Source organism: Carbonicoccus niuqiaonis (assembly GCF_050157065.1).
Taxonomy (GTDB): Bacteria; Actinomycetota; Actinomycetes; order Propionibacteriales; family Propionibacteriaceae; genus Avipropionibacterium.
In genome coordinates, this window is sequence record NZ_CP189573.1 from 1710864 (window position 1) to 1733382 (window position 22519).

Genomic DNA, 22519 nt, shown 5'->3' on the forward strand with positions numbered 1-22519 from the left:
GAATCACCAGACAGCCGCCCTTCGCGGCTACCCACGCTGTCAACCGCACCTCTGGCGTGGTCCTGCCTGTTAGCTGGCCTGGTGACCAACCACATGTTGCATACAGCGAGACCAGACTGGCACATGCGGCACCGGTTGGGAAGTCCGCGCGTCGTTTTGTCGACAGAGTTCACCAAAAGGTCGCTGATTGGTGGTGGATCGGGCCGGCTCGGGGTTCGAGGCGGGTCGGGTCGCGGAGGCTGTCGGTGCCGTCTGGTCCAATGGCACCATGAACCCGCCGACCACCACGTCACGGCCCGACGCAGCCCTGTCCGAAGGGCGATTCGTGTTGGCGGCACCGCCGGTGGAGACCGTGGCGGCGCCGACCCTGACCGACGGCCAGCAACGGGTCGTGGAGCACGGGGTGGGGCCACTGCTGGTGCTCGCCGGCCCGGGCACCGGCAAGACGACCGCGCTGGTCGAGGCCGCGGTCGCGCGCATCCGTTCCGGCACCCCGGCCGAGCAGGTGCTGGTGCTCACCTTCGGTCGCCGGGCCGCCGGTGAGCTGCGTCGTCAGATCTCCGCCCGGCTGGGCCGCACCACCGCGACCCCGCTGGCGTTCACCGTGCACGGGTTCTGCCTGGCCCTGCTGCGCCGGTTCGGCGACACCGAGGTGTACGGGTCGACGCTGCGGTTGCTGAGTGGTCCGGAGCAGGAGCTCCGGCTCCGCGAAACGCTCAGCGGCACCGAACAGCAGTCCTGGCCGGCGTTTCTCGAGCCCGCCTGGCCGACCCACGGGTTCGCGGCCGAGGTCCGGGCGGTGCTCGCGCGGACCAGGCAGTGGGGGATGGACCCGACCGACCTGGTCGAGGCCGGGATGGCGGCCGACCGGGCGGAGTGGGTCCGGCTGGGCGAGTTCTTCGACGAGTACCTCGACGTGCTGGACGCCGAGCAGGTGCTCGACTACGCCGAGCTGGTGCACCGCTGCCGGATCCTGCTGGCCGATCCGGAGGTCGCCGACCGGGTGCACCGGGAGATCGGGGCGATCTACGTCGACGAGTACCAGGACACCGACCCGTCCCAGGTGGAGCTGATCGCCGCGCTGGCCACCCCCGCGACACCGGTCGTCGCCGCGGGCGACCCCGACCAGTCGATCTTCGGGTTCCGGGGGTCGCAGGCCCGCGGCATCCTCGACTTCTGCCACCGCTTCCGGACCCCGGCCGGCGATCCCGCCCCGATCGTCACGCTGCCCGAGTCGCTGCGGACCCCGAAGGCGATCATGGCCGCCACCCGACGGATCGCGGCGCGACTGCCGCTGCCGCGGGCGCTGCCGGCCGAGGTGGTCGCCGGCTTCCGCGACCCGGTGCCGGTCTCCGGGCCGTCGCAGGTGGAGGTCCACACCTGCGACACCGTGGGTGCGGAGGCCGACCACGTCGCCGACCTGTTGCGTCGGGCACACCTGCACGACGGGCTGGCCTGGTCCGAGATGGCGGTGCTCGTCCGGTCCGGTCGGCGCAGCATCCCGTCACTGAGTCGTGCCCTCACCGCGGCCGGCGTGCCGGTCGAGGTGGCCGGCGACGAGATCCCGCTCGCCGCCGAGTTGGCGGTCCGGCCGCTGCTGCTGGCGCTGCAGGTGGCCGCCGACGGTCGTCGGCCCGACCGCGACCAGGCGGCGCGGCTGCTGTTGTCCCCGCTCGGCGGGCTCGACTCGATGGGCCTGCGCCGGCTGGGGCGGACGTTGCGCGCGGCCGAGCGGTCGCAGCTGGCCGGGGCGGCGCTGCCCCGACCCTCGGACGACCTGGTGCGGGCGGCCCTGGTCGACCCGGAGGTGCTGGCGGACTGCCCCGACACCGTCGAGGTGAGGCGGGCCCGGACGCTGGCCGAGTTGTTGGTCAGGGTCGAGGCGATGATCGCCGAGCGGGCGACCGCGTCCGAGGCACTGTGGGCGCTGTGGTCGGCGACCGGCTGGCCGCGTCGGCTCCGGGAGCAGTCCCTCGCGCGCGGGGAGTCGGCCGGCCGGGCCGATCGTGACCTCGACGCGGTCAACGCGCTGTTCGCGATCGCCGCCCGGTCCGAAGAGTTGTCGGGGCACCGTGGCGTGACCAGCTTCCTGGCCGAGGTGGCCGCCCAGCAGATCCCGGCGGACACGCTGACCGAGGCCGGCGTCCGCGGTGGTGGGGTGCGGGTGCTGACCGCGCACCGGTCGAAGGGGTTGAGCTGGCCGTTGGTGGTGGTCGCGTCGGTGCAGGAGGGGTTGTGGCCGGACCTGCGCAGCCGCGACACCCTGCTCGGTGCCGATCGACTGACCCCGTACGGCGTCGTCGAGGCCGAGCCGGTGGCGGCCCGCATCGCCGAGGAACGTCGGCTGTTCTACGTCGCCTGCACCCGGGCCGAGCGGCGACTCGTGGTGAGCGCGGTGGCCGGCACCGAGGGCGAGGGGGACCAGCCGTCCCGCTTCGTGACCGAGCTCGGGGTGGCGCCGCAGGAGATCGGCGGCCGGGTCGGGTCGCGGCTGACGCTGCCCGGTCTGGTCGGTGAGCTGCGGCGGGTGTCGGTCGACCCCGAGGAGCCGACCGCGCTACGGCGCGCCGCCGCCGAACGGTTGGCCGCACTGGCGGACGCGACCGACGACGACGGCTTGCCGCTGGTGCCGCAGGCCGACCCGAAGTCGTGGTGGGGGCTGCTCGACCACACCACCGGTACCGACCCGGTCGGTCCCGAGCCGATCGTGATGTCGGGTTCGCAGCTCGGCGCGATCCTGGCGTGCCCCCGCTCCTGGTTCCTGGCGCGGCGGGCCAGGGCCGAACGGGCCCGGGGTGCTGCGGCCAGCTTCGGTTCCTGTCTGCACGTGCTGATCGAACACGCCACCACCACCGGGGCCGACCCGTTCGAGATGGTCGCCCACCTCGACCAGGTGTGGGACCAGATCAACTTCGAGGCGGTCTGGCTCTCGGGTGCCGAGCGGGCGGCCGCCGCGGCCGCACTGGAACGGTTCGCCAACTGGCACACGGCCCGGTCCGGGCACACCGTGCTGGGGGTGGAGCAGACGTTCGCCACGACGGTGGAGGTGGCCGGTGAGTCGATCATGATCAACGGCACCATCGACCGGCTGGAACAGGACCAGCTCGGCCGGATCCACGTGATCGACTTCAAGACCGGCCGGTCGACACCGCGGGCGGCCGACGTCGCCACCATGGAGCAGCTCGGGCTGTACCAGTTGGCCGTGGCGCAGGGAGCGCTCGACTGCGTTCCCGCGGGAGCGCCGCTGGCCGGTGCCGAGCTGGTCTACCTGCGACACGACGCCCCGCGCCGGACCGGGGTGGCCCGCAGCTTCGCCCAGGCCTCGTTCGTCGAGCAGCCGTGGCCGGACGGGGCACCCGAGGAAGGTGATCAGCAGCCGGGGGTGACGAGCTGGGTCCATGATCAACTGGCCCGGGCGGCGCGGATCATCCGGGCGGAGGCCTGGGACGCCCGGGTCAACGACGGCTGCCGGTACTGTCCGTTCGCCGGCAGTTGCCCGGCACAGTCCCGAGGGAAGCAGGTGGTGTCGTGAGCGTGCTGCCGTTCGACCGCGGCCGGACGACCACCCCGGAGCCGCCGATCAGTTCCCCCGATCAGTTGTCGGAGCTGTTGGGCATCAACTTCTCCGACCAGCAACTGACCGCGATCACCGCACCCCTGCAGCCGGGGGTGATCATCGCCGGTGCCGGGTCGGGCAAGACGACGGTGATGGCTGCCCGCGTGGTGTGGCTGGTCGGTTCGGGGGCCGTGCAGCCCGAGCAGGTGCTGGGGCTGACGTTCACCCGCAAGGCGGCCGCCGAGCTGTCCGCCCGGGTCCGCGCGGCGCTCGACCGGGCCGGAGTGGTGCAGACCGACGGGGTCGACGAGGCCGGCGAACAGTTGATCATGACCTACGACGCGTTCGCCGCACGACTGGTCGCCGACCACGGGCTGCGGATCGGTGTCGAGATCGACCCCACGATGGTCACCGGGGCCACCCGGTACCGGCTCGCGTCCCGGGTGGTCGCGGCGGCCGCCGGGCCGTTCGAGCAGTTGTCGGAGTTCCGGCCGATGACGATCACCGAGCGGGTGCTGAAGCTCGACCAGGAACTGCAACAGCACCTGGTCACCTCGGCCGAGCTCGATCGGCACGCCCGCAGCTTCAGCCAGGAGCTCGCGGCAGCGCCCACCAACAATCGGGGTGCCCCGTACGCCGACATCCGCAACGCCACGCAGAAGGTCGCGGAACGGTTGGAGCTGGCGAGCCTGGCGCAGGCGTACGCAGAGTTGAAGCGTCAGCTCGGTGTGGTCGAGTTCGCCGACCAGATGGCGGTCGCGGCCCGGCTGGCGCGCGAGGTGCCGCACGTCTCGCAGACGCTGCGGCAGGCGTACCGGGTGGTGCTGCTGGACGAGTACCAGGACACCTCGGCCGCGCAGGCGGCGATGTTGCAGGGGCTGTTCTCCGGGCCGGACCAGGCGTCGGGGCGGGGCCACCCGGTCACCGCGGTCGGCGACCCGTTCCAGGCGATCTACGGGTGGCGAGGTGCCGCGGCCAGCAACATCAACCAGTTCGCCGCCGACTTCCCCGACCGGCACGGCCGCCCGGCCGGGTCGTACGCGCTGACCGTGAATCGGCGCAGTGGCCACACCATCCTCGACGTCGCCAACGTGCTCGCCGCACCACTGCGTGCCGACCAGCCCGACCCCGACGGTACGGACAGCCGACTGGTCGCGCCGGCCGAGACCGGGCCGGGAGAGGTCCACGCCGCCACCTTCGCGACCTGGCCGGACGAGGTCGGCTGGATCTGCGACGAGATCGTCGCCCTCGGGCCCGACCGGACGCCGACGCCACCGCGTCGGCGGGGTGCGGCCCCGGCCGAGCAGCCCCGCCGGTGGTCCGACATCGCCGTGCTGACCCGGCGCAACGCCGACATCGCCGAGCTGTACGGCGAACTGTCCGCCCGGGACGTACCGGTGGAGATCGTCGGTCTGGGCGGGCTGCTGCACCTGCCGGAGGTGGCCGACGTGGTGGCGACCCTGCGGCTGGTCGACGACATCACCGCCAACCCGGAGCTGGTCCGGTTGCTCAGCGGGCCCCGGTGGGCGATCGGTGCCCGCGACCTTGCCCTGCTGGGACGGCGGGCCGGTCAGCTCGCCAAGGCGGCGGGGGAGCCGGGTGGGTCGGGCGAGGCCGCTGCCGGGTCGGCGGGCCCGGCTCCGCTGCTCGACAGCCTGGCCGAGGCGGTCGCCGACGTCGATCCGACCGAGGTGCCGTGTCTGCTGGACGCGGTGGAGAGCCCGGGGGAGGCCGCTTGGAGTGCCCGCGCGCGGGAGGTGTTCACCGCCTTCGCCGCGGAGCTGACCGAACTGCGCAAGCACGCCGACGAACCGGTGCTCGACCTGGTGCGCCGGGTGATCTCGACCCTCGGCCTGGACGTCGAGCTGGTCGCGACACCGGAGTTCGCGCGCACCGGGCGGGCCGACCAGCTGACCACCTTCGTCGACGCCGTAGCCGGGTTCGTCGACGTCGACCATGACGCGTCGTTGTCGGGGATGTTGGCGTGGCTGGAGGCCGAGGACAGCAACGGGGTCGGGCTGGAACGGGCCGTCCCCGGAGACGAGGACTCGGTGAAACTGCTCACGGTCCACAAGGCGAAGGGGCTCGAGTGGGACGTGGTGTTCCTGCCGGCCCTGGTCGACGGCACCTTCCCCAGCGACCGGGTCACCGACAACTGGGTGAGCAACGCCGCGGTGGTGCCGAGCTCGCTGCGCGGTGACGCCCGCTCGATCCCGCAGCTGGGGAGTCCGGTGTCGGTGGAGGCGATGAAGCGCTACAAGGATGCGCTGGCCACTGACCAGCGACGTGCCGAGGACCGGTTGGCCTACGTGGCCGTCACCCGCGCCCGTGACCAGTTGTACGGCAGTGGGCACCAGTGGCGGCCGCAGAACTCGCGGCCGAAGGCGTACTCGGAGTACCTGGTGTCGATCTTCGCCGAGGCCGAACAGCAGGGCCGGGTCGCCCACCGCGCCCCCGACGAGCCGGGGCCGCACAATCCGCTGATCACCGACGCCGCGCAGGTGGCGTGGCCGCAGCCGTACGACCCCGACGCCGTGGCGCGTCGGCGGGAGGCGGCCGACTGGGTGGGGCGGGCCAGGGCCGGCGGTGACCATGCGGTCAGCGCGCTGTACGAGGACACCGTGCTGTTGGACGACGAGGCCCGGTTGGCCGAGTGGGACGCCGACGCCGAACGGCTGCTCGCCGAGGCACGACAGCTGCGGGTCCGGCGCCGGGAGGTGGCGCTGCCGTCGGTGATGTCGACCACCAACTGGCTGCGGGCCCGGGCCGATCCGCAGGGCTACGCCGCCGAACTGCTGCGACCGATGCCGAAGCAGCCGTCGCGGGCGGCGCGGTTCGGCACCCGGTTCCACCGCTGGGTGGAGCAGTACTTCGGCGAGGCCTCGCTGTTCGACGCCGACGACCTCGTCTCGGCCGACGACGGCGAGTTCGTCGACGAGGACCTGGCGTCGCTGTGCCAGGCGTTCACCGAAGGGCAGTTCGGGGCGCGGCAGCCGTACCGGTTGGAGGCGCCGTTCGAGTACCGGCTGGCGGGACGGGTGATCCGGGGCCGGATCGACGCCGTGCACCGCGAATCGGACGGGTCGTGGCTGGTCGTGGACTGGAAGACCACCTCCCACGCACGCGCCGACGAACTGCAACTGGCGATCTACCGGCTGGCATGGGCCGAGCTGCAGGGCGTCCCCCCGGAACGGGTGGCGGCCGGCTTCTACTACGTCCGGCGGGACGAGCTCGACGTCCGGCAGGAGTTGCCGGGCGCGGCAGCGCTGGCCGCGACGCTGGCCGAGGTGTGGCGTCGGCCGGAATCTCGATAACCTGCCATGGTGAATCTGGGTGACCACTGGACTGATCAGGGCTTGTTGGACCGATCGGATGAGCATCGCGGATCGGCGGAGTGGATCAAGTCCCTCTGGTACGCCGAGGATGCGCGGCTGATCAAGGTCACCGCGGACGGGTTGTTGGCCACGAACGCCGAAGGCACCCGGCTCAAGATGACCCGGCCGTTCGTCGAGTACGACGTCGAGCGCCACATCCTGTTGGGGTTGGTCGACCAGAGCCCCGTGTTCGTGGTGGAGGCGGTGCTCGACCCGCCGGTGCACTCCTTGCGACAGGTCGGAGCCCAGCTCGACGACCTCGAACGGGAACTCGCCACGGTCGCGACGTCGATCACCAACTACCACCGGCTGGAGCCGATGTGTCCGGGCTGTGGCGGGCCGACGCACATGATCAACGGCGGCTTCTCGCGGGAGTGCCGACGCTGCAAGCGGATCCACTTCCCGCGGACCGACCCTGCCGTGATCGTCGCCGTCGTCGACGAGCAGGATCGGCTGCTGCTGGCCCGCGACGCCACCTGGGGCGAGACCCGGGTCTCGGTGTTGGCCGGCTTCGTCGAGTCGGGCGAGTCGTTCGAGCAGGCACTGCACCGCGAGATCGCCGAGGAGGTCGACATCGACCTCGCCGCGACCCACTACGTCGGCAGCCAGCCGTGGCCGTACCCACGGTCGATCATGATCGGCTTCTTCGCACGCGCCGCGAGCAGCACGATCTCGGTGGACGGTTCGGAGATCGTGTACGCCGACTGGTTCACCCGCGACCAGCTCGACACCGCCCTCGCCGAGGGTACGGTCGCCCTCCCGTCACCGGCATCCATCGCCCACCGGCTGATCACCGCATGGCGTGAGGGTCGCACCCCGTTCTCCTGACCCGGGCCGTCAGTGCTGGAACTCGGTGATCTCGCCGCGGAGGCGTCCCATCGTGACGTCCAGTGATGCGGCGGTGTCGGCGGCATCGCGCAACTCGTCGCGAAGCCCGTCGGGGACCGCGCCCTCGTACTTGTAGTGGATCTGGTGCTCGACGCTGGCCCAGAAGTCCATCGCGATGGTGCGGATCTGCAGTTCCACCGGGATGTGCTCGGTGCGGTCGGACAGGTAGACCGGGACCGTGATGATCAGGTGCAGGCTGCGGTAGCCGTTCGGCTTGGGGGCGCGGATGTAGTCCTCGACCTCGAGCACGGTGATGTCGGGCTGGCTGGTCAACATGTCCGAGATCCAGTACACGTCGGAGGCGAACGGGCACACGATGCGTACCCCGGCGATGTCGTGGATGCTGGCCTGCACCGCCTCCATGGTGGGCTCCAGGTCGAGCTTCACCATCTTCGCGACCAGGCTCTGTGGTGACTTCAACCGGGTCCGGACGTGCTCGATCGGACTGTGCTCGTGGGCCTCCTCGAACTCCTCGCGCAAGATGTCGATCTTGGTGGTCACCGCGTCCAGGGCGAACTTGTAGCGAAGCCGGAAGCGGGTCAACTCGTCGCGGAGCTGGCGGAACTGCTCGGCGAGGCGGTCGTGGCCGCTCCCGATCCCGCCGTCCGACAGCTGGTTCAGTTCGGTCAGCATGTCCTGCAGCAGCGCCTGGGTGTTCCGCTCGACGTGCAACGGGTGGCTCGTGTCGGGCATCGGATGAGTTCCTCCTCGGTCACCATCCAGCTTCCCCACCCGCGCAAATGGCCGCGGACCAGTACGATCACCCGCGGACAACACAGCGAGAGGACGCTCCATGGCGATCTGGACACTCCACAGCTCGGCCAAACACTTGGGCCCCGACGACGTCGTCGGGCCCCGGGAGCGGTTGACGTGGCCGCGCACCATCGGGATCGGGGCGCAGCACGTGGTGGCGATGTTCGGTGCCACCTTCTTGGTGCCGGTGCTCACCGGGTTCCCGCCGAGCACGACGCTGCTGTTCTCCGGGGTCGGCACCCTGCTGTTCCTGATCATCACCCAGGGCAAGCTTCCCAGCTACCTCGGGTCGTCGTTCGCGTTCATCGCGCCGATCGGCGCGGCCACCGCGACCCAGGGGATGGGGTCGGCACTGTTCGGGATCATCACCATCGGCCTGCTGCTGGCCGTGATCGGCGTGATCGTGCACGCCGCCGGCACCCGCTGGCTCGACGTCGTCATGCCGCCGGTGGTTGCGGGCACCATCGTCGCCCTGATCGGTTTCAACCTGGCACCGGCCGCCGGCACCAACTTCGTGGCCGCCCCGGTGACGGCTGCGGTCACCCTGTTCGCGGTGATCATCAGCGCGGTGCTGTTCCGCGGCCTGCTGGGCCGGTTGTCGATCTTCATCGGAGTGATCGTCGGCTACGTCACCGCCGTCGTCCGCGGTGAGGTCGACTTCAGCAGCATCGAGCGGGCGGCGTGGATCGGACTGCCGGACTTCACCGCGCCGACGAACCCGATCACCAACCCACAGGTCCTGCTGGTGCTGCCCGCCTTCCTGCCGGTGGTGCTGGCGCTGGTGGCGGAGAACGTGGGCCACATCCGCGGCGTCGCGCAGATGGTGGAGGATCCGTCGCTCAACAAGCTGACCGGTCGTGCGCTGATCGCCGACGGCCTTGCCACGATGTTCGCCGGCAGCGGCGGTGGGTCGGGCACGACGACGTACGGCGAGAACATCGGCGTGATGGCCGCGACCCGGGTGTACTCGACGGCCGCCTACCTGGTCGCCGGTGTGGTCGCCGTGGTCCTCGGCCTGTCACCGAAGATCGGGGCGGTGATCAACACCATTCCGACCGGTGTGCTCGGCGGGGTGACGGTGGCGCTGTACGGGTTGATCGGCATCATCGGCATCAAGATCTGGCTGGAGAACAACGTCGACTTCCGGTCCCCGGTGAACCAGTTCACCGCCGCGACGGCACTGATCATCGGCATCGCCGACGTCACGCTGGCGCGCGGGAACGTGAGCTTCGGCGGGATCGCGCTGGGCACCATTGCCGCGCTGGTCGTCTACCACCTGATGAACGTGATCGCGAAGGTCCGCGGTACCGGCACCACCGACCCGGTGCCGGTGGCCACCCCGGACGCGGCCGACCCGTCACGGAGCGAGGGGATCGCTCCGGAGCCCGGAGCGGTGCTGAGCCGCCCCGCCGACCACGACGATCCGTACGACGGTGTCGACGATGCAGGGGCCGGGCCGGGGCGGGACCTCCGCTGACCCCGTCCCTCCGTCATTCCAGCAGGGCCCGTAGGGCGGTGGCTCGGGTTCGCAGGTCGGCAGCGGCCTGCTCGTCCACGGTGTCGGCGGGGTTCGGGTGCTCGACGTGCCCGACGAAGCGATCAACTTCGACGATGGCAGGCCGGTTCCGGTGGTTCGTCAGGTGTCGCTCGACCAAGTCCAATGCCCCCGTCAGGCGATGGGTGATGGGACCGGCGACCGCCCCGTCGGCGACGTGACCGTCGAGCGATGCGCGCAGTGCCGCCAGCACCGCTGAGGGATCGTCGGTGGATGTCTGCAGGGTGGCTCGGAACAGGTTGCGGTCGGTGACCCAGTAGAAGTCCCCCGAACTGTGCTGGGCGAACGGGTACCAGGCGCCCTCGGCATGGATCCGCAACTCGTCGGTGGCGATGTTGTAGCTGAAGACCTTGCCGCTGCCGGAGAGTCCGGCGATTCCCGTCAGCTCTTGGGTGACGGGGTTAACCGACAGGAAGCCCCAGGCCCAGTAGTGGGTGAGGTCGTCCCAGTCGATCGGCCTGATCGACTGGACGACCCGGGTCTCGTATGTAGTGAGGTCGGTCCGGAAGAGCTCGCCTCCGGCGAGGCCCCAGAGTGCCCCGTCGGGTCCGATCACGAGTTCCCGTACGGCTCGCTGTCCCGGGACCGGAACGAACTGCTGTTGTACCTCGCCCGTGGTGGGGTCGACGACGATCACCACGGCATCCTGCTGGGTCGGCTGGCTGCCGGTCCCGCCGTAGACCGACGAGCCCGCGTAGATCACATCGTCGTGTCCCAACACCGAGGTGATGGCCTGGTCGGGGACGATGTCGACGTACACGTTGGTCTCACCGGTGTCCGGCTCATGGATCATGAGGGCACCGCCGAGTTCCCCGTAGTTCGGAATCGTTCCCGCAATGATGCGACCGTCGGCGTACCGGAGGGCATGGATCCGGTCCTGTCCGTCGCCGCTCATCTGGCGGACCAGCAGGGGATTCTCGTCGGTGTGGGGCGCCTGCGGGTCGTACCGGTAGACGATCGCACCGGAGTAGCTGCCGACCCACAGGTAACGGCCGTCGGACACCATCGAGTCGCCCTGGCCCATGGCCTGCAACTGCTCACCCAGGTGGCGGTCCCAGGGTCGTACGGCCGGTAGGTGTCGGTCATGTAGGACGCGGCCCAGACCTCGCCGGTCGGCCCCTCGGTGATGGCGACGGGCCAGGAGATGTTGCCCTGCAGGGTTGGAATCCGGCGCGTGGTGACGCCCGGGTCACCCACCTCGTAGGAGATGAGGGTGCCGTTCTTCTGCATCCCGAATAGGGTTTCGCCACCGTCGGGGTTGGGCAGCCACTGCAGCCGGAAGACCTGACCGCTAACCCCGACCGACTCAAACTCGAGGGTCTCCGGATTGATCGCGACCAGACCGTCGGTGTGACTGTCGGTGTAGATCCTGCCGTCCGGACCGATCCCGGAGATGCCGCGACCGAATCCGGGGACCTTGATCGGAAGCCACTCCTGCGTCACGGTGTCGAAGGCGATCGTCGAGGCCCCACCTTGGTGCATCCACAGCACACCGTCGATCATCCGCAGGTCCTGCAGCATCCCGAACGGTTCGGGAGGCGCAGGCAAGGGGGTGTTCTCGCCGGTCTCCACATCGATGGCCACCACGCCGTTCACCGGATAGGTACCGACGTAGATGGTGCCGTCGTGGTACTCGATGGCGCGGGCTGCGGCCGCACCGTCGACCGCCGGGCCGTAGTCACGGAAACCGTTGGTCTCGTTCCACGTGTACACGCGGCCGGTGGAGTAGCCGTCCAGATAGGTCGCCAGGTACACGGTGCCGTCGTCGTCCACGTCCATGTCCCAGATCCAGGTGACGTCAGGCCCGGGCCGGCCGATCAGGGTGAACTCGTTCTCGTGGGCAAGCTTTCGGTAGAGGTTGCCGTGGCTCCAGGTCCCCACGAACACAGTGCCGTCCGGGAGCGCCCGCACGGCCCAGGAACCACCGTTCGACACCGGGATGTCGAGTTGCCAGTAGAGCTCGTCGGTGAACGGATTCACCATGGCGACCGTCACCGGCTTTCCATCGACGGAGATGAAGGCGGCCGGGGTCCCGTCGTCCATGATCAGATAGTCCTGCCCCATGGTTCCGAAGGTCTCGAGCGGGATCAGCCCGAGGTCCTCGACCTGGTACTCGCCGGTGACCGGCGCGGCGTGGGCCGGCCGGATGGCTCCCATACCCCACGCGGTCGCTGCCGCGGCAAGTCCAGTGCTGATCATGAGTTGACGTCTCGACAGTGTGAACATCGACCTTCTCCTATGCGAAGTACTGCTTCGTAACTCCGGGCTGACGATTGCATTGCGCTCGTGGTCTTGCGGTAGCCTTACAGTGCTTCCATGCCCTGTCAACCCCTTACACCGATGGGGAAGCATCTCCTTGGATCCTTTGAGTTGGGTCACATTGGGCAGCGGATTCGGTGTAATGTTTACAGCATGGGACGCAATCGGCGCATCGACCGACCGACGCTGCAGGACGTGGCCGATCAGGCGGGGGTGTCGATCGCCACGGCGTCACGCGCGCTGACCGGACGCGGTCAGGTTGCCCCGGCCACCCTGACCCGGGTACGCGGCGTTGCCCGGACCCTGGGTTATGAACTGACCGAGGGTCGTGAATTGGTGCGAACGGAGCGGTTGGCCCTCGTGGTGGCCGGCTCGGCCACTCTGCTCGCTGGGGAGATCATCGATGGCGTGGAGCACGTCACTGGGGATGCCGGTTGCGTCGTTGCCACGACCGGTGGCGATCCGGCACGCGAATTGCTCCATCTCCGGCGCATGCTGGACGACCCCACGATCAGCGCGGTCATCGTCGCTGGAGGGCGCTGGACCTCCGATTCGTACTGTGCCGAGCTGACCGAGGTGTTGGTCGCCTACCAGTCAGTCGGCAAGTCCCTGGTGTTCTGCGGCCGACCACAACTTGCCGGCCTGCCGACCCGGATGGTCGACTACGACAACGAGGGTGGAGCCCGGGCCGCGGCCACGTACCTGCTTGGCCAGGGGCACCGCGACATCCTGTTCATCCGGGGCGCTGAGGGATTCACCACCAGTGATGCCCGGACTTCGGGTTTCCGGAAGGCGTGCGCGGACTTCGGTGTGATCGTCGAACCGGCGCTGGTCCACGTCGGGGAACGCAGTCGGCAGACCGGCTACAACGCCGTGCGGCAGGCACTGGCTGCGGACCTCCAGTTCACCGCCGTCATGGGGGAGTGTGATCCGATCGCTGCCGGCGCGATGGCGGCGCTGCAGGAAGCAGGGCGCCGCATACCGGAGGACTGCTCCGTGATCGGGTTCGATGACCTCCGTTTGTCCGAGGACTTCCGGGTCCCGCTCACCACGGTGCACGTGCCCTTCCACGACATCGGTCACACCGCGGCCGGGCTGGCACTGCGACCCGCGGAGCCGGACCGAGATCCGCGGATGGTGGCGGGGACGCATCTGGTCGTGCGGGAATCGACGGCACCGAGGAAGGTTTCGTAGGCCTCACCGCGGATCGATGTTGGCGTCGTACGTCCGCTGCAGGAGTGCGGCCACCTCGTCGTCGACCTCATCGACGGTGGTGAGTCCGATCCGGACCGTACAGTCCCCGTTGCCGACGCCCTTGCCGTCGAGCAGCCGTCCGTGCGGGGACTCGTCGTCGAGTCGGAGCCCGAGATCGACCCGGGACTTGGTCCGGGGGTGGAGCCAGGCGAAGGTGCGCCGCGGGCCGACCAGTGACACGTAGGTCTTGCGCATCTGGACCGTCACCTCGGGCCCGGCCGTCACGGCCAGTTCCAGCACCCGGTCGGCGATGGGGCGCAGCTGTGGCCGATCCCGGTACTGCCCGTCGAGCAGTTCCTCGGCACTGGCGGTGAGGAACTCGGGGTAGCCGAACCGTTCGTACACCAAGATCATCTGTGGGTAACCGGTGACGTCATGATCGGCAAGCCAAGCCCGCAGTGTGGGCTCGTCGGCCGGATCGAGCTCGGCCACGCGCGTGTTCCAGGTGGCCACGTCCTCTCCGGTACGGCGTTGCAGCAGTTCGCCGCACCAGGCCATCATCTCGTTCCAGGTCTCCGCCATGGGCCCAACGTAGTGGCTGCCGGGTGTGGAAGGAGAACAACTCGTCCGGTCGGAACCGGTCTGCAACAGTGAGCCCATGAGCAGTGACGATGTCGACGAGGTCACCGTGCACCTGGGCGGGTACAAGCCCCACGACCCGCAGCCGTTCGGCCCGCTGCCCGGGCGTCGGTCGGGTGGCGTGGTCGCGTACGAGATGCAGGCACCGGAGAGCTTCACACCCTGGCCGGGGAGGGACCGGGTCGAACGCAAGTACCTGTTGCTGGACCTCGGGGTCACATTCGGGATGCCGTGCTGGGCCGCACACACCCGGCCCGACGGCAGCGTGTTCACCCTGCCGCCCGAGGCGAACGATGCGTGGTACGTGGACCTGGTCACCGTCGAGCAGCCGGACCCGACCACCTTCGTGGTCCGTGACCTGTTCCTCGACGTCATGATCGCCGACGGGCGTCAGCCCCGGATGCTTGATCTGGACGAGATCGCCGATGCCCACGAGGCGGGCTGGATCACCACCGGGCAGTTGCGCGACGGGCTGCGACGATGGCAACGGTTCCTTGATCAACACGTCCACGCCTCCCGGTTCCCACAGTCAGTGCCCACCGACTTCCCACCGGCGGTGATCAGCTCGCTGGCCGAGATCCCGGGGCGGTTCGGACCACCGGTGACCTGGCCCGAACCGCCCTGGCTCAACGAATCCGTCTGACCTGCGGTCCGGAGCCTCAGGCGACCGCCGTGCCCTCCAACTCGACCAGTTGGCCGGGAACAGCCAGTCGGGTGACCCCGAGCATCGACGTGGTAGGTGCCACGCCGACCTCGCCCAACCGTGCTGCCAGCACGCCATAGTGCTGGAGCAACAGGTCGACGTCGGTGGTGAACACCGTGAGCCGCACCAGGTTGGCCAACGACATGTCGGCGTGGTCGAGCACGGCCACCAGGTTGTCCAGGCTGAGTGCCAACTGGGCCGCCATGTCACCCGCGTGCTGCGGTGCGCCGTCGGCGTTCATCGCAGTCTGCCCGGAGCAGTACAGCGCCCGCGTCGCTCCGGTGACCAGTTCGCCCTGGTTGAATCCCATGGCCGTCGACCACGTGACCGGGTTGACCGCTGTTCGTTCGATTGCCACTGCAACTCCATTCTGTTGGTCCGGGCCGCTCCCGGAGTCGCGAACACCGCCGTCGGGTGCCGCCGGAGACGACCCTGCCGAACAAACACGACACCTCATGTCAGGTTTTTGGATAGATTCTCCGGGTGCGTGCAGATCGGCTGGTCTCCCTGGTGCTGTTGCTGCGCCAGCGGGGTCGGCTGACCGCCGAGGTGTTGGCGGCCGAGCTCGAGGTGTCGACGCGGACCGTGCTCCGCGACATCGAGGCCCTGTCGACCGCCGGTGTCCCGGTCTACGCCGAGCGTGGCAGGCACGGTGGATACGCGTTGCTGCCCGGGTTCCGGACCGAGCTGACGGGGTTGAACCATGACGAGGCACTGGCCCTGCTGGCCGCCGGATCGCACCGGGGTGGCCAGGCCTTCGGGTTGGGCTCATCGCTCGCCTCGGCCATGCGCAAGGTCGTCGACGCCTTGCCCGACGGACATCGGGCCGACGTCGGCCAAGCCTCGCGCCGCTTCCTGCTCGAGCCGGAGACCGACCTGCTCTCCCGCCGTCGGAGCCTCGAGCACGTACCCCACGCGACCATGATCGAGATCCGACGTGCCGTGCTGGCCGGACGCAAGCTGCGGATCCACTACCGGGCGACGGGCGAGGATGCGCGATGGCGGACGGTCGACCCCATCGGCCTGGTGACGGTGCGTGATCGGGGCTACCTGCTCGCCCTGCGAGACGGAGCCGAACGGAGCTACCGGCTGGCCCGCATCCTTGCTGCCGAACAGCTCCCGGAGTCCGCCGAACGGCCCGCCGCTGTTGATCTTGACCGGATCTGGCGGGAGCGGTGTGCCCAGTTCCTCTCCACCGACCACGTCACCGTCGAGGTGCGGGTCGGTCCGCCCGGGTACGAGGACCTGCTGGACATGGCCGAAGCCGTCCGGTCGGAGCAACCCGACCGGGACGACTGGCGACGGCTGCAGGTCGCCTTCCAGGACCTGTGGCATGCGGAGTGGGCACTGTGGCAGCTCGGCGCTCGTGCCGAGGCTGTTGGCCCACCGGCTTTGCGGGCAGCCCTCCACCGACGCGCGGCCGTACTGGCCGATCGCTACCGTGACTGAGGTCCCATGATCAGCTTGGGAGTGAGCGCGGTCGCGACATTGACCCGGGCCGAACGTGTGGGCGTTCCAGGCTTGCCCAAGCTGGTTGATCACCCAGGTTGGTCAACATAGACTGACGTCATGGTGGAAGTCGTCAAGGTGCAGGATGCGAAGACCCGGCTGTCGGCCCTCCTCCACGAGGTCGAGGCGGGTGCGGAGATCGTGATCGCGCGTGGGAACGTCCCGGTGGCCCGGCTCGTGCCGATGGCCGACCGGGGCGTCCGGGACATGGGGTTCGTCGGGTACCGGGTGCCGGACAGCTTCTTCGATCCGCTGGAAGACGACGAGTTGGCCGCATGGGAGGCCTGATGGGGCCCGTCCTGCTCGACACCCACGCGATGTTGTGGATCCTCACCGAACCGGCCAAGTTGTCGGCGAACGCCCGGCGGATCGTCGAGGACAGGAACACGGTGTTGCTGGCGTCGGCGGCCACGGCATGGGAGATCGCCACCAAGCACCGACTCGGCAAGCTGCCCACGGCAGGCGCGGTGATGAGCGGTTACGAGCGCCATCTTGAGCGGGCTGCGATCGACTCGTTGGTGATCAGCCCTGCCCATGCCTTGACGGCGGGCTCACTTGAGTGGCAGCACCGGGATCCGTTTGATCGGATGCTCGCAGCAACAGCGATCATCGAGGCGATTCCGCTGATGACCGCGGACCCCGCGTTCGACACCCTGAACGGGCTCCGGCTGATCTGGTAGGGCCGCCCGTCCGGGGCGGAGTGACCGCCCGGTCGGCCGTCAGAGCCGCTGCCGCAGCCCGCTCGCGCGGTTGGCGGGACGCAGCACGGCACGCCGGATCGACTCCGCGGTGCCGACGAGGCAGACCGTCGTGGTCGCGCGGGTGACGGCGGTGTAGACGAGTTCGCGTGTCAGCAAGGGAGAGTCGACCGGCGGCAGCACGAACGAGACGTCGCCGAACTGACTGCCCTGGCCGCGGTGCACCGTCATCGCGTGCACGGTCTGTACGCCGGTCAGCCGAGCCGGCGCGTACTCCACCCATTCCGGCCCGCGCGCGAACACCGCCCGCAGCCCCCGGGGAGTCTCCACCACCACCCCGGTGTCGCCGTTGAACAGGTTGAGGTCGTAGTCGTTGTTGGTGATCAACAACGGCCGCCCCGGGTACCACTCGTCGCGGAGCCCGTGCCCGAGGTCCAACCAGCGCTCGACCTCCCGGGTCCACCGACTCACCCCGTACGGGCCGGTGCGGTGACCGCAGAGCAGTCGGTGGGCCTCCAGTGCCCGGAGGGCGCCCTGACGGTCACCCGTCGTGGCGGCATCGGCCAGCCGGGTCGCGGTGGCCACGACGCGGTCCCGGACCTGGGGCACCGCGTCGGCGCGCAGCTCCTCGTCGGCGACCTCGATGAACCGGACGTCGTCGTGCCCGGCGGTGACGATCTCGACCGCAGCATCGGCGTCGCCGGTACGGATGGCGGTCGCCAGCTCGCCGATCGCCCCGCCGAACCGCCAGGTGTGGGTCAGGCGCACCACCCCGTCGACGACGTCGGGCGGCAGGTCGACCCCGCGGCCGTCGTCGACCAGGTCAGCCAGCGGTTCGTACGGATCCGAGGTTTCGGGATCGTCGCCGTCCATGCCGCCGAGCGCAGGTGCCCGGTGGGCGGAGTCCAAGGCGGCGCCGGTGACGTCGGCCATCACGGCCCCGGCCTCGACGCTGGTGAGCTGGTCCGGATCACCGACCAGCACCACGCGTGAGTGTGGCCGGACGGCTTCGAGCAGTCGGGCCATCATCGGCAGTGACACCATCGACATCTCGTCGATCACGATCACGTCGTGGGGCAGCCGGTTCTCGCTGTCGTGCCGGAAGCGGCCCGGCGTGTTCGGGATGGACCCGAGCAGTCGGTGCATGGTGAGCGCCGACCAGGTCCCCACCCGGGCGGCGTCGGCCTCGGGCAGGGCTGCGGTCGCCTCGCGTACGGCTTCGGCCAGCCGGGCGGCGGCCTTGCCGGTGGGCGCGGCGAGGGCGACCCGCTGGTCCGCGCCGTCGGGTTGGTCGGCGAGCAGGGCGAGCAGCTTCGCCACCGTCGTCGTCTTGCCCGTCCCGGGGCCGCCCGCGAGGACGGTGACCCGACCGAGCACGGCGACGGCGGCGGCGATCCGCTGCCGGTCGGCCTCGTCGGGGTCCAGTTCGTCGGGGCTGAACACCCGGTCCAGACCGGCCCGGAGTCGGTCCAGGTCGATGCTGGTGTCGGCGGGCAGCTCCCGGCGGGTCTGCAGCTGCTGCCGTACGGTCTCCTCCTCGGCCCAGTACCGCTCGAGGTAGAACACGGACCCGATCAGTCGCAGGGGCCGGTCACCGTCACCGTCCGCCCCCACGGTGACCAGCGGACTCGCCGCGCACGTGCTCACCCACTCCTCCGGTTCGGGCCACGGCAGGTCGGCCGCGTCGACGACCTCTTCGTCCTTGGACTCGAACACCCAGTCCCGGGCCGTCGTGAGGTCGAGGCAGACCGAGCCGCCGCGCAGGGAGCGGACCGTCAGCGCCACTGCCAGCAGTACGTCCGGATCGGCTTCGCCGCCTATCCGCCCCAGGGCGGTCGCGGTGTGGACGTCGGCCAACCCCAGCACCCCGACCTCGTGGAAGCGGGCCATCGGTGTGGTCCGGTCGCGCAGGCCGAGGGCCAGCTCCAGGTGTTCGGTCACGGTGCCTCCTCGCTGCGGGTGGTGGCGGCAGCAGCCGTGACCGGGGCGCCCTCGTCCAACAGGTCGGACAGGTCGGTCACCAGGGCGGGACCCGGGTCCCACGAGAACACGCCGTACGGAACGCCGTCCGCGGTCGGGGTGTCGGGCCCGGCCATCCCGCGGACGAACAGGTAGGCGATGCCGCCGAGGTGGACCGCCGGATCGTAGTCGGGCTGACGCCACCGCAGGAACCGGTGCAGGGCGACCGAGTACAGCAGGGCCTGCAGCGGATAGTGGGCCCGCATCATCGCGGTGGCGAGCCGCTCGGGGTGGTAGTCGGCCAGGGTCAGCTCGCGGCCGGGTTCGCCGAGCCAGTTGGACTTGTAGTCGACGACGAGGTGGCGAGCGGATCCCCTCGACAGGCTCGGGAGTCGTGGGTCGCTCGGGGGTCGTGGGTCACTGGGGATCCGGAGCACGGAGTCGATGGATCCGGTGAGGAATCCGCGCAGCGGTTCGTCGCCGGTGGGGTCGGCGGCCAGCAGCCGGGGGTAGTCGGCGAGTTGGTGCCCCGACGGCAGGTGGCCCGCCAGCAGGCCGGCCACGTCGGCCAGGTGGATCCGCGGTCCGGGTCGGTCGCCACCGGCCAGCGGCAGCTCGAAGTCGAGCTCCGACAGTCGGTCGGCCGGACCGATGTCGGCCAACCGCAAGCCGCCGGCCAACGGGCCCAGCGGGGTCTGGAAGGCCGGCACCAGAGCGGCGGCGAGGGCGTCGCCGTCGACCGGGTACGGCGTCCGTGCGAGCTCGGCCGCCGTCATCACCCGCAGTTCGGCGGCCAGGTCGTCGGCCGTGGCGTCGACGTGTTCGAAGATCGCGTGCATGATCGTGCCGAACTCGGTGCCGGCCGGCAGTTCACCCATCGGGGAGGGGCTCGACGGCGACAACGCGTCCGGGGCACCGCTCGGCGCGTCGTCGGCCGGGGGAGAGGCGGCCGGTGCGAGCGGTTCGTCGACCGGGACCACGCGTTCGTCGTCCTCGCCGACGTCGTCCGATGCGGTCGCGGTGGCACCCGGGTGGTCGTGGGCGGCGGCGGTCAGTGACGAGTAGGAGGTGCGGCGCCACTCCTGGTCGAGGGTGCGGTCGAACCGGCTGAGTGACAACGACGGGGACGTACTCGGCTCGGCCTGACGACGGCGCCGCGGCCTGCCGTCGACCCGTTCGACACTGATCAGGTCGGCGTTCAGCCAGGCCAACGTGTCGGGATCCCCGGACACGTCCACCCGCGGGGGCGGGATCGCTCCGGCCCGTCGCGGTCCGTACAGCAGTCGTTGCAGCGGCGAGTTCGGCGTGTTGTACGAGTTCGCCCACCAGGTGATCACCTGGTGGCGTGCGCGGGTGAGCCCCACGTACAGCAGCCGCAGCGTCTCGCCGGCCTCCTCGTCGCGCCACACCGCCCGACGCCTGGACCGCTCCGGGGCGGTGTCGCCGCCGACGTCGATCACGAGCTCGCCGGTGTCGGGGTCGTGGAACCGCAACACCTCGCCCCGTTCGTCGGGCACCCAGCGTTCCCACGCCTCGGGCAGCAGGACGACCCCGAACTCGAGGCCCTTCGCCCGGTGCACCGTCAACACCTGGACCGCGTCGGCGTCGGTCTCCAGCCGGCGGGTCTGCTCATCGGCGCCGCCACGGCGGGCCTCGATGATCGAGTCGGCCAGCCAGTCGGTGAGCGCGGCCAGACCGAGGTGCTGCTCGGTCATCCGGCCGTGCAGCAGCTCACCGACGTGCCGCAGGTCACTGATCAACCGTTCACCGTCGGTGCGGGCGAGCAACCGCGCCGGCACCTGGTGCCCGTCGATCATCAGCTCCTGCAGGGCGGCGATGCCACGGGACCCGGCGACGGCAGCCCACTCCCGCAGCGTCAGGCTCAACTCGGCCAGCTCGTCCTCGGTGGCGGTGGCCAACCGGGTGAAGTCCCAGCCGATCATCGGGGTGAGCGCGGCCCGGCGGACGTTGCCGGCCCGGTGCTCCACCAGCGCCCGCAGCACGGCCAGCCAGTGGTCGGCCATCTCCGAGTCGAGCACCGTCGTCGCCCCGGTCTGGACCGCCGGCACGCCGGCGGTGGTGAGCGCCTCGGCCAGCGTTTCCGCGGTGGCGTTCTTCTGCACCAGGACAGCGATGTCTCGGGGTTGCAGGGCACGAGCTCCGTCGCCGTCGTCGACCGTCATGCCCGATTCGAGCAGGTCGATCACCTGGTTGACCAGGTCGTTGTTGATCATGGTCCGACTGCGCCTGATGGGCGGCGGGTCGGTGGCGGTCGGGCTGGTCGGGATCATCCGGATCCGCAACGGTACGGCCACCGCGCCACCGGCGTCGTGGAGGCGGCCGGTGTCGTGGTGGGCCTGCACCGGCAGCACCTTGATCTTGTCCTCACCGAGCGCCGCGCCGGCGAACAGGTGGTCGATCGCGGCGACCAGGGAGCCGTCACTGCGCCAGTTGGTGCCGAGGGTGGCGTGGTGGTCGGCGGCGGCCACCGCGTCCAGGTAGGCGTGGACGTCGGCCCCGCGGAAGCCGTAGATCGCCTGTTTCGGGTCGCCGATCAAGACCACCGTGGCGTGGCCACCGAAGGCCCGTCGGACGATCTCCCACTGCACCGGGTCGGTGTCCTGGAACTCGTCGACCAGCACCACCTGGAACCGTTCCCGCAGCAGCCCGACCGCGGCGTCACCATGATCGACATCGGCCAGCGAGTCCCGCAGCGCCACCAACACGTCGTCGTGGGTGGACAGCCGCTGCTGCCGTTTGCGTCGTTCGGTCTCGGCGCGGGTCTCGACCGCGAACTGCACCCGTGCCCGTACCTTCGGGTCGGCGACGTCGACGTCCGGCACGATCCGGCACTGCGCGTTGTCGGCCGCCGCCCGGGCCAGTTCGTGCGCGGTGGTCGGGTCCAGCACCTGTGGCTGCGCGGTGGCGTGCCGCCGGAGGTAGGTGTCGACGGCGACTTCGTCGACCAGGTCGGCGATCGTCTCGACCAGCTGTCGATCCGGTTCGGCACGAGCCAACATCCCCAGCCCGTCGAGCATCCGGCCGCAGAACTCGTGCGTGGTGGCGATGGTGGCGTCGTCGAAGTCGGTCAGTGCTGCCGCGATCCGGTCGCGACGAAGCCGTACGTCGTCCTCGGACCCGGTCGCCAACAAGGTGATCAACGGGTCCGTACCCGAGGGCAGGGCGCCGGTGTTGATCATGGCCGTCAGGGCCCGCTCGGTCTCGACGAGGCGTGACCGGACACGGACCCGCAGCTCACCGGTCGCCGCCCGGCTGAACGTGACGATCATGATTGACTCGAGCGGGACACCCTCGGCCAGGTAGCGGGTCGCGAGCGCGGCGATGGCGTACGTCTTGCCGGTTCCGGCACTGGCCTCCAGCACGGTGGTGCCGGACGGCAACGGGCCCAGCACGTCGAAGCGGTCGGTCATG

General features: G+C 70.2%; 16 protein-coding genes. 9 read left to right on the forward strand and 7 right to left on the reverse strand.

The genetic code is table 11. The features are described 5' to 3' along the window. The first annotated feature begins 268 nt into the window (after positions 1 to 268). Genes ACQBAU_RS07810 through nudC form a run of 3 tightly spaced genes read left to right on the forward strand, consistent with a single transcriptional unit; the run spans position 269 to position 7758 of the window. Positions 269 to 3532 carry an ATP-dependent helicase gene (locus ACQBAU_RS07810; RefSeq protein WP_434550052.1) on the forward strand — a complete coding sequence of 1088 codons (3264 nt, stop codon included), beginning with the start codon at positions 269 to 271 and terminating at the stop codon, positions 3530 to 3532. After that, complete coding sequence (locus ACQBAU_RS07815) at positions 3529 to 6870, forward strand: ATP-dependent DNA helicase (RefSeq protein ID WP_465255837.1); 3342 nt, start codon at positions 3529 to 3531, stop codon at positions 6868 to 6870. Before ACQBAU_RS07810 ends, ACQBAU_RS07815 begins: the two co-directional genes overlap by 4 nt. A 42-nt stretch (positions 6871 to 6912) precedes the next feature. Next, complete coding sequence (gene nudC, locus ACQBAU_RS07820) at positions 6913 to 7758, forward strand: NAD(+) diphosphatase (protein ID WP_465259478.1); 846 nt, start codon at positions 6913 to 6915, stop codon at positions 7756 to 7758. A gap of 9 nt (positions 7759 to 7767) precedes the next feature. On the opposite strand, the gene ACQBAU_RS07825 is transcribed toward nudC, so the two are convergent. Further along, the gene (locus tag ACQBAU_RS07825; protein ID WP_434550049.1) at positions 7768 to 8511 is read right to left on the reverse strand and encodes a GTP pyrophosphokinase; all 744 of its coding nucleotides are present in this window, start codon (positions 8509 to 8511) and stop codon (positions 7768 to 7770) included. Positions 8512 to 8611: 100 nt separating this feature from the next. Between ACQBAU_RS07825 and ACQBAU_RS07830 the strand changes: the two genes are divergently transcribed. Next, positions 8612 to 10048, forward strand: a complete 1437-nt coding sequence (locus tag ACQBAU_RS07830; RefSeq protein WP_465255839.1) for a uracil-xanthine permease family protein — start codon at positions 8612 to 8614, stop codon at positions 10046 to 10048. 13 nt (positions 10049 to 10061) lie between these two features. Here ACQBAU_RS07830 and ACQBAU_RS07835 read toward each other — a convergent pair whose 3' ends face one another. Next, complete coding sequence (locus tag ACQBAU_RS07835) at positions 10062 to 11132, reverse strand: FIMAH domain-containing protein (RefSeq protein ID WP_465255840.1); 1071 nt, start codon at positions 11130 to 11132, stop codon at positions 10062 to 10064. Beyond that, on the reverse strand, positions 11018 to 12352 hold the full coding sequence (locus tag ACQBAU_RS07840) for an NHL repeat-containing protein (RefSeq protein ID WP_465255841.1): 1335 nt from the start codon (positions 12350 to 12352) through the stop codon (positions 11018 to 11020). Before ACQBAU_RS07840 ends, ACQBAU_RS07835 begins: the two co-directional genes overlap by 115 nt. A 114-nt stretch (positions 12353 to 12466) precedes the next feature. Between ACQBAU_RS07840 and ACQBAU_RS07845 the strand changes: the two genes are divergently transcribed. Beyond that, positions 12467 to 13579 carry a LacI family DNA-binding transcriptional regulator gene (locus ACQBAU_RS07845; RefSeq protein ID WP_465259479.1) on the forward strand — a complete coding sequence of 371 codons (1113 nt, stop codon included), beginning with the start codon at positions 12467 to 12469 and terminating at the stop codon, positions 13577 to 13579. 3 nt (positions 13580 to 13582) lie between these two features. Here ACQBAU_RS07845 and ACQBAU_RS07850 read toward each other — a convergent pair whose 3' ends face one another. Continuing rightward, entirely contained in the window at positions 13583 to 14161 is a 579-nt protein-coding gene (locus ACQBAU_RS07850) for a DUF5655 domain-containing protein (RefSeq protein ID WP_465255843.1), read from the reverse strand. A gap of 76 nt (positions 14162 to 14237) precedes the next feature. Here ACQBAU_RS07850 and ACQBAU_RS07855 point away from each other — a divergent pair, with 76 nt between their 5' ends. Further along, a complete protein-coding gene (locus tag ACQBAU_RS07855) occupies positions 14238 to 14861 on the forward strand; it encodes a DUF402 domain-containing protein (protein ID WP_465255844.1) in 624 nt (207 codons plus the stop codon). Between the two features lie 16 nt (positions 14862 to 14877). Here ACQBAU_RS07855 and ACQBAU_RS07860 read toward each other — a convergent pair whose 3' ends face one another. Beyond that, positions 14878 to 15273 carry a RidA family protein gene (locus ACQBAU_RS07860; protein ID WP_465255950.1) on the reverse strand — a complete coding sequence of 132 codons (396 nt, stop codon included), beginning with the start codon at positions 15271 to 15273 and terminating at the stop codon, positions 14878 to 14880. Positions 15274 to 15404: 131 nt separating this feature from the next. Between ACQBAU_RS07860 and ACQBAU_RS07865 the strand changes: the two genes are divergently transcribed. From ACQBAU_RS07865 to ACQBAU_RS07875, 3 genes are all read left to right on the forward strand, one after another. Then, entirely contained in the window at positions 15405 to 16370 is a 966-nt protein-coding gene (locus ACQBAU_RS07865; protein ID WP_465255845.1) for a helix-turn-helix transcriptional regulator, read from the forward strand. Between the two features lie 120 nt (positions 16371 to 16490). Beyond that, positions 16491 to 16718 (forward strand): type II toxin-antitoxin system Phd/YefM family antitoxin, encoded by a 228-nt coding sequence (locus tag ACQBAU_RS07870; RefSeq protein WP_465255846.1) that lies wholly within the window; start codon positions 16491 to 16493, stop codon positions 16716 to 16718. Next, complete coding sequence (locus tag ACQBAU_RS07875; protein WP_465255847.1) at positions 16718 to 17110, forward strand: type II toxin-antitoxin system VapC family toxin; 393 nt, start codon at positions 16718 to 16720, stop codon at positions 17108 to 17110. Before ACQBAU_RS07870 ends, ACQBAU_RS07875 begins: the two co-directional genes overlap by 1 nt. A 39-nt stretch (positions 17111 to 17149) precedes the next feature. Here the strand turns inward: ACQBAU_RS07875 and recD are convergent, their stop codons facing one another. Both recD and ACQBAU_RS07885 read right to left on the reverse strand, forming a co-directional pair. Continuing rightward, positions 17150 to 19069, reverse strand: a complete 1920-nt coding sequence (recD, locus tag ACQBAU_RS07880; RefSeq protein ID WP_465255848.1) for an exodeoxyribonuclease V subunit alpha — start codon at positions 19067 to 19069, stop codon at positions 17150 to 17152. Further along, positions 19066 to 22518, reverse strand: coding sequence for a UvrD-helicase domain-containing protein (locus tag ACQBAU_RS07885; RefSeq protein WP_465255849.1), 3453 nt, complete (start codon positions 22516 to 22518; stop codon positions 19066 to 19068). Before ACQBAU_RS07885 ends, recD begins: the two co-directional genes overlap by 4 nt. Position 22519 lies beyond the last annotated feature (1 nt).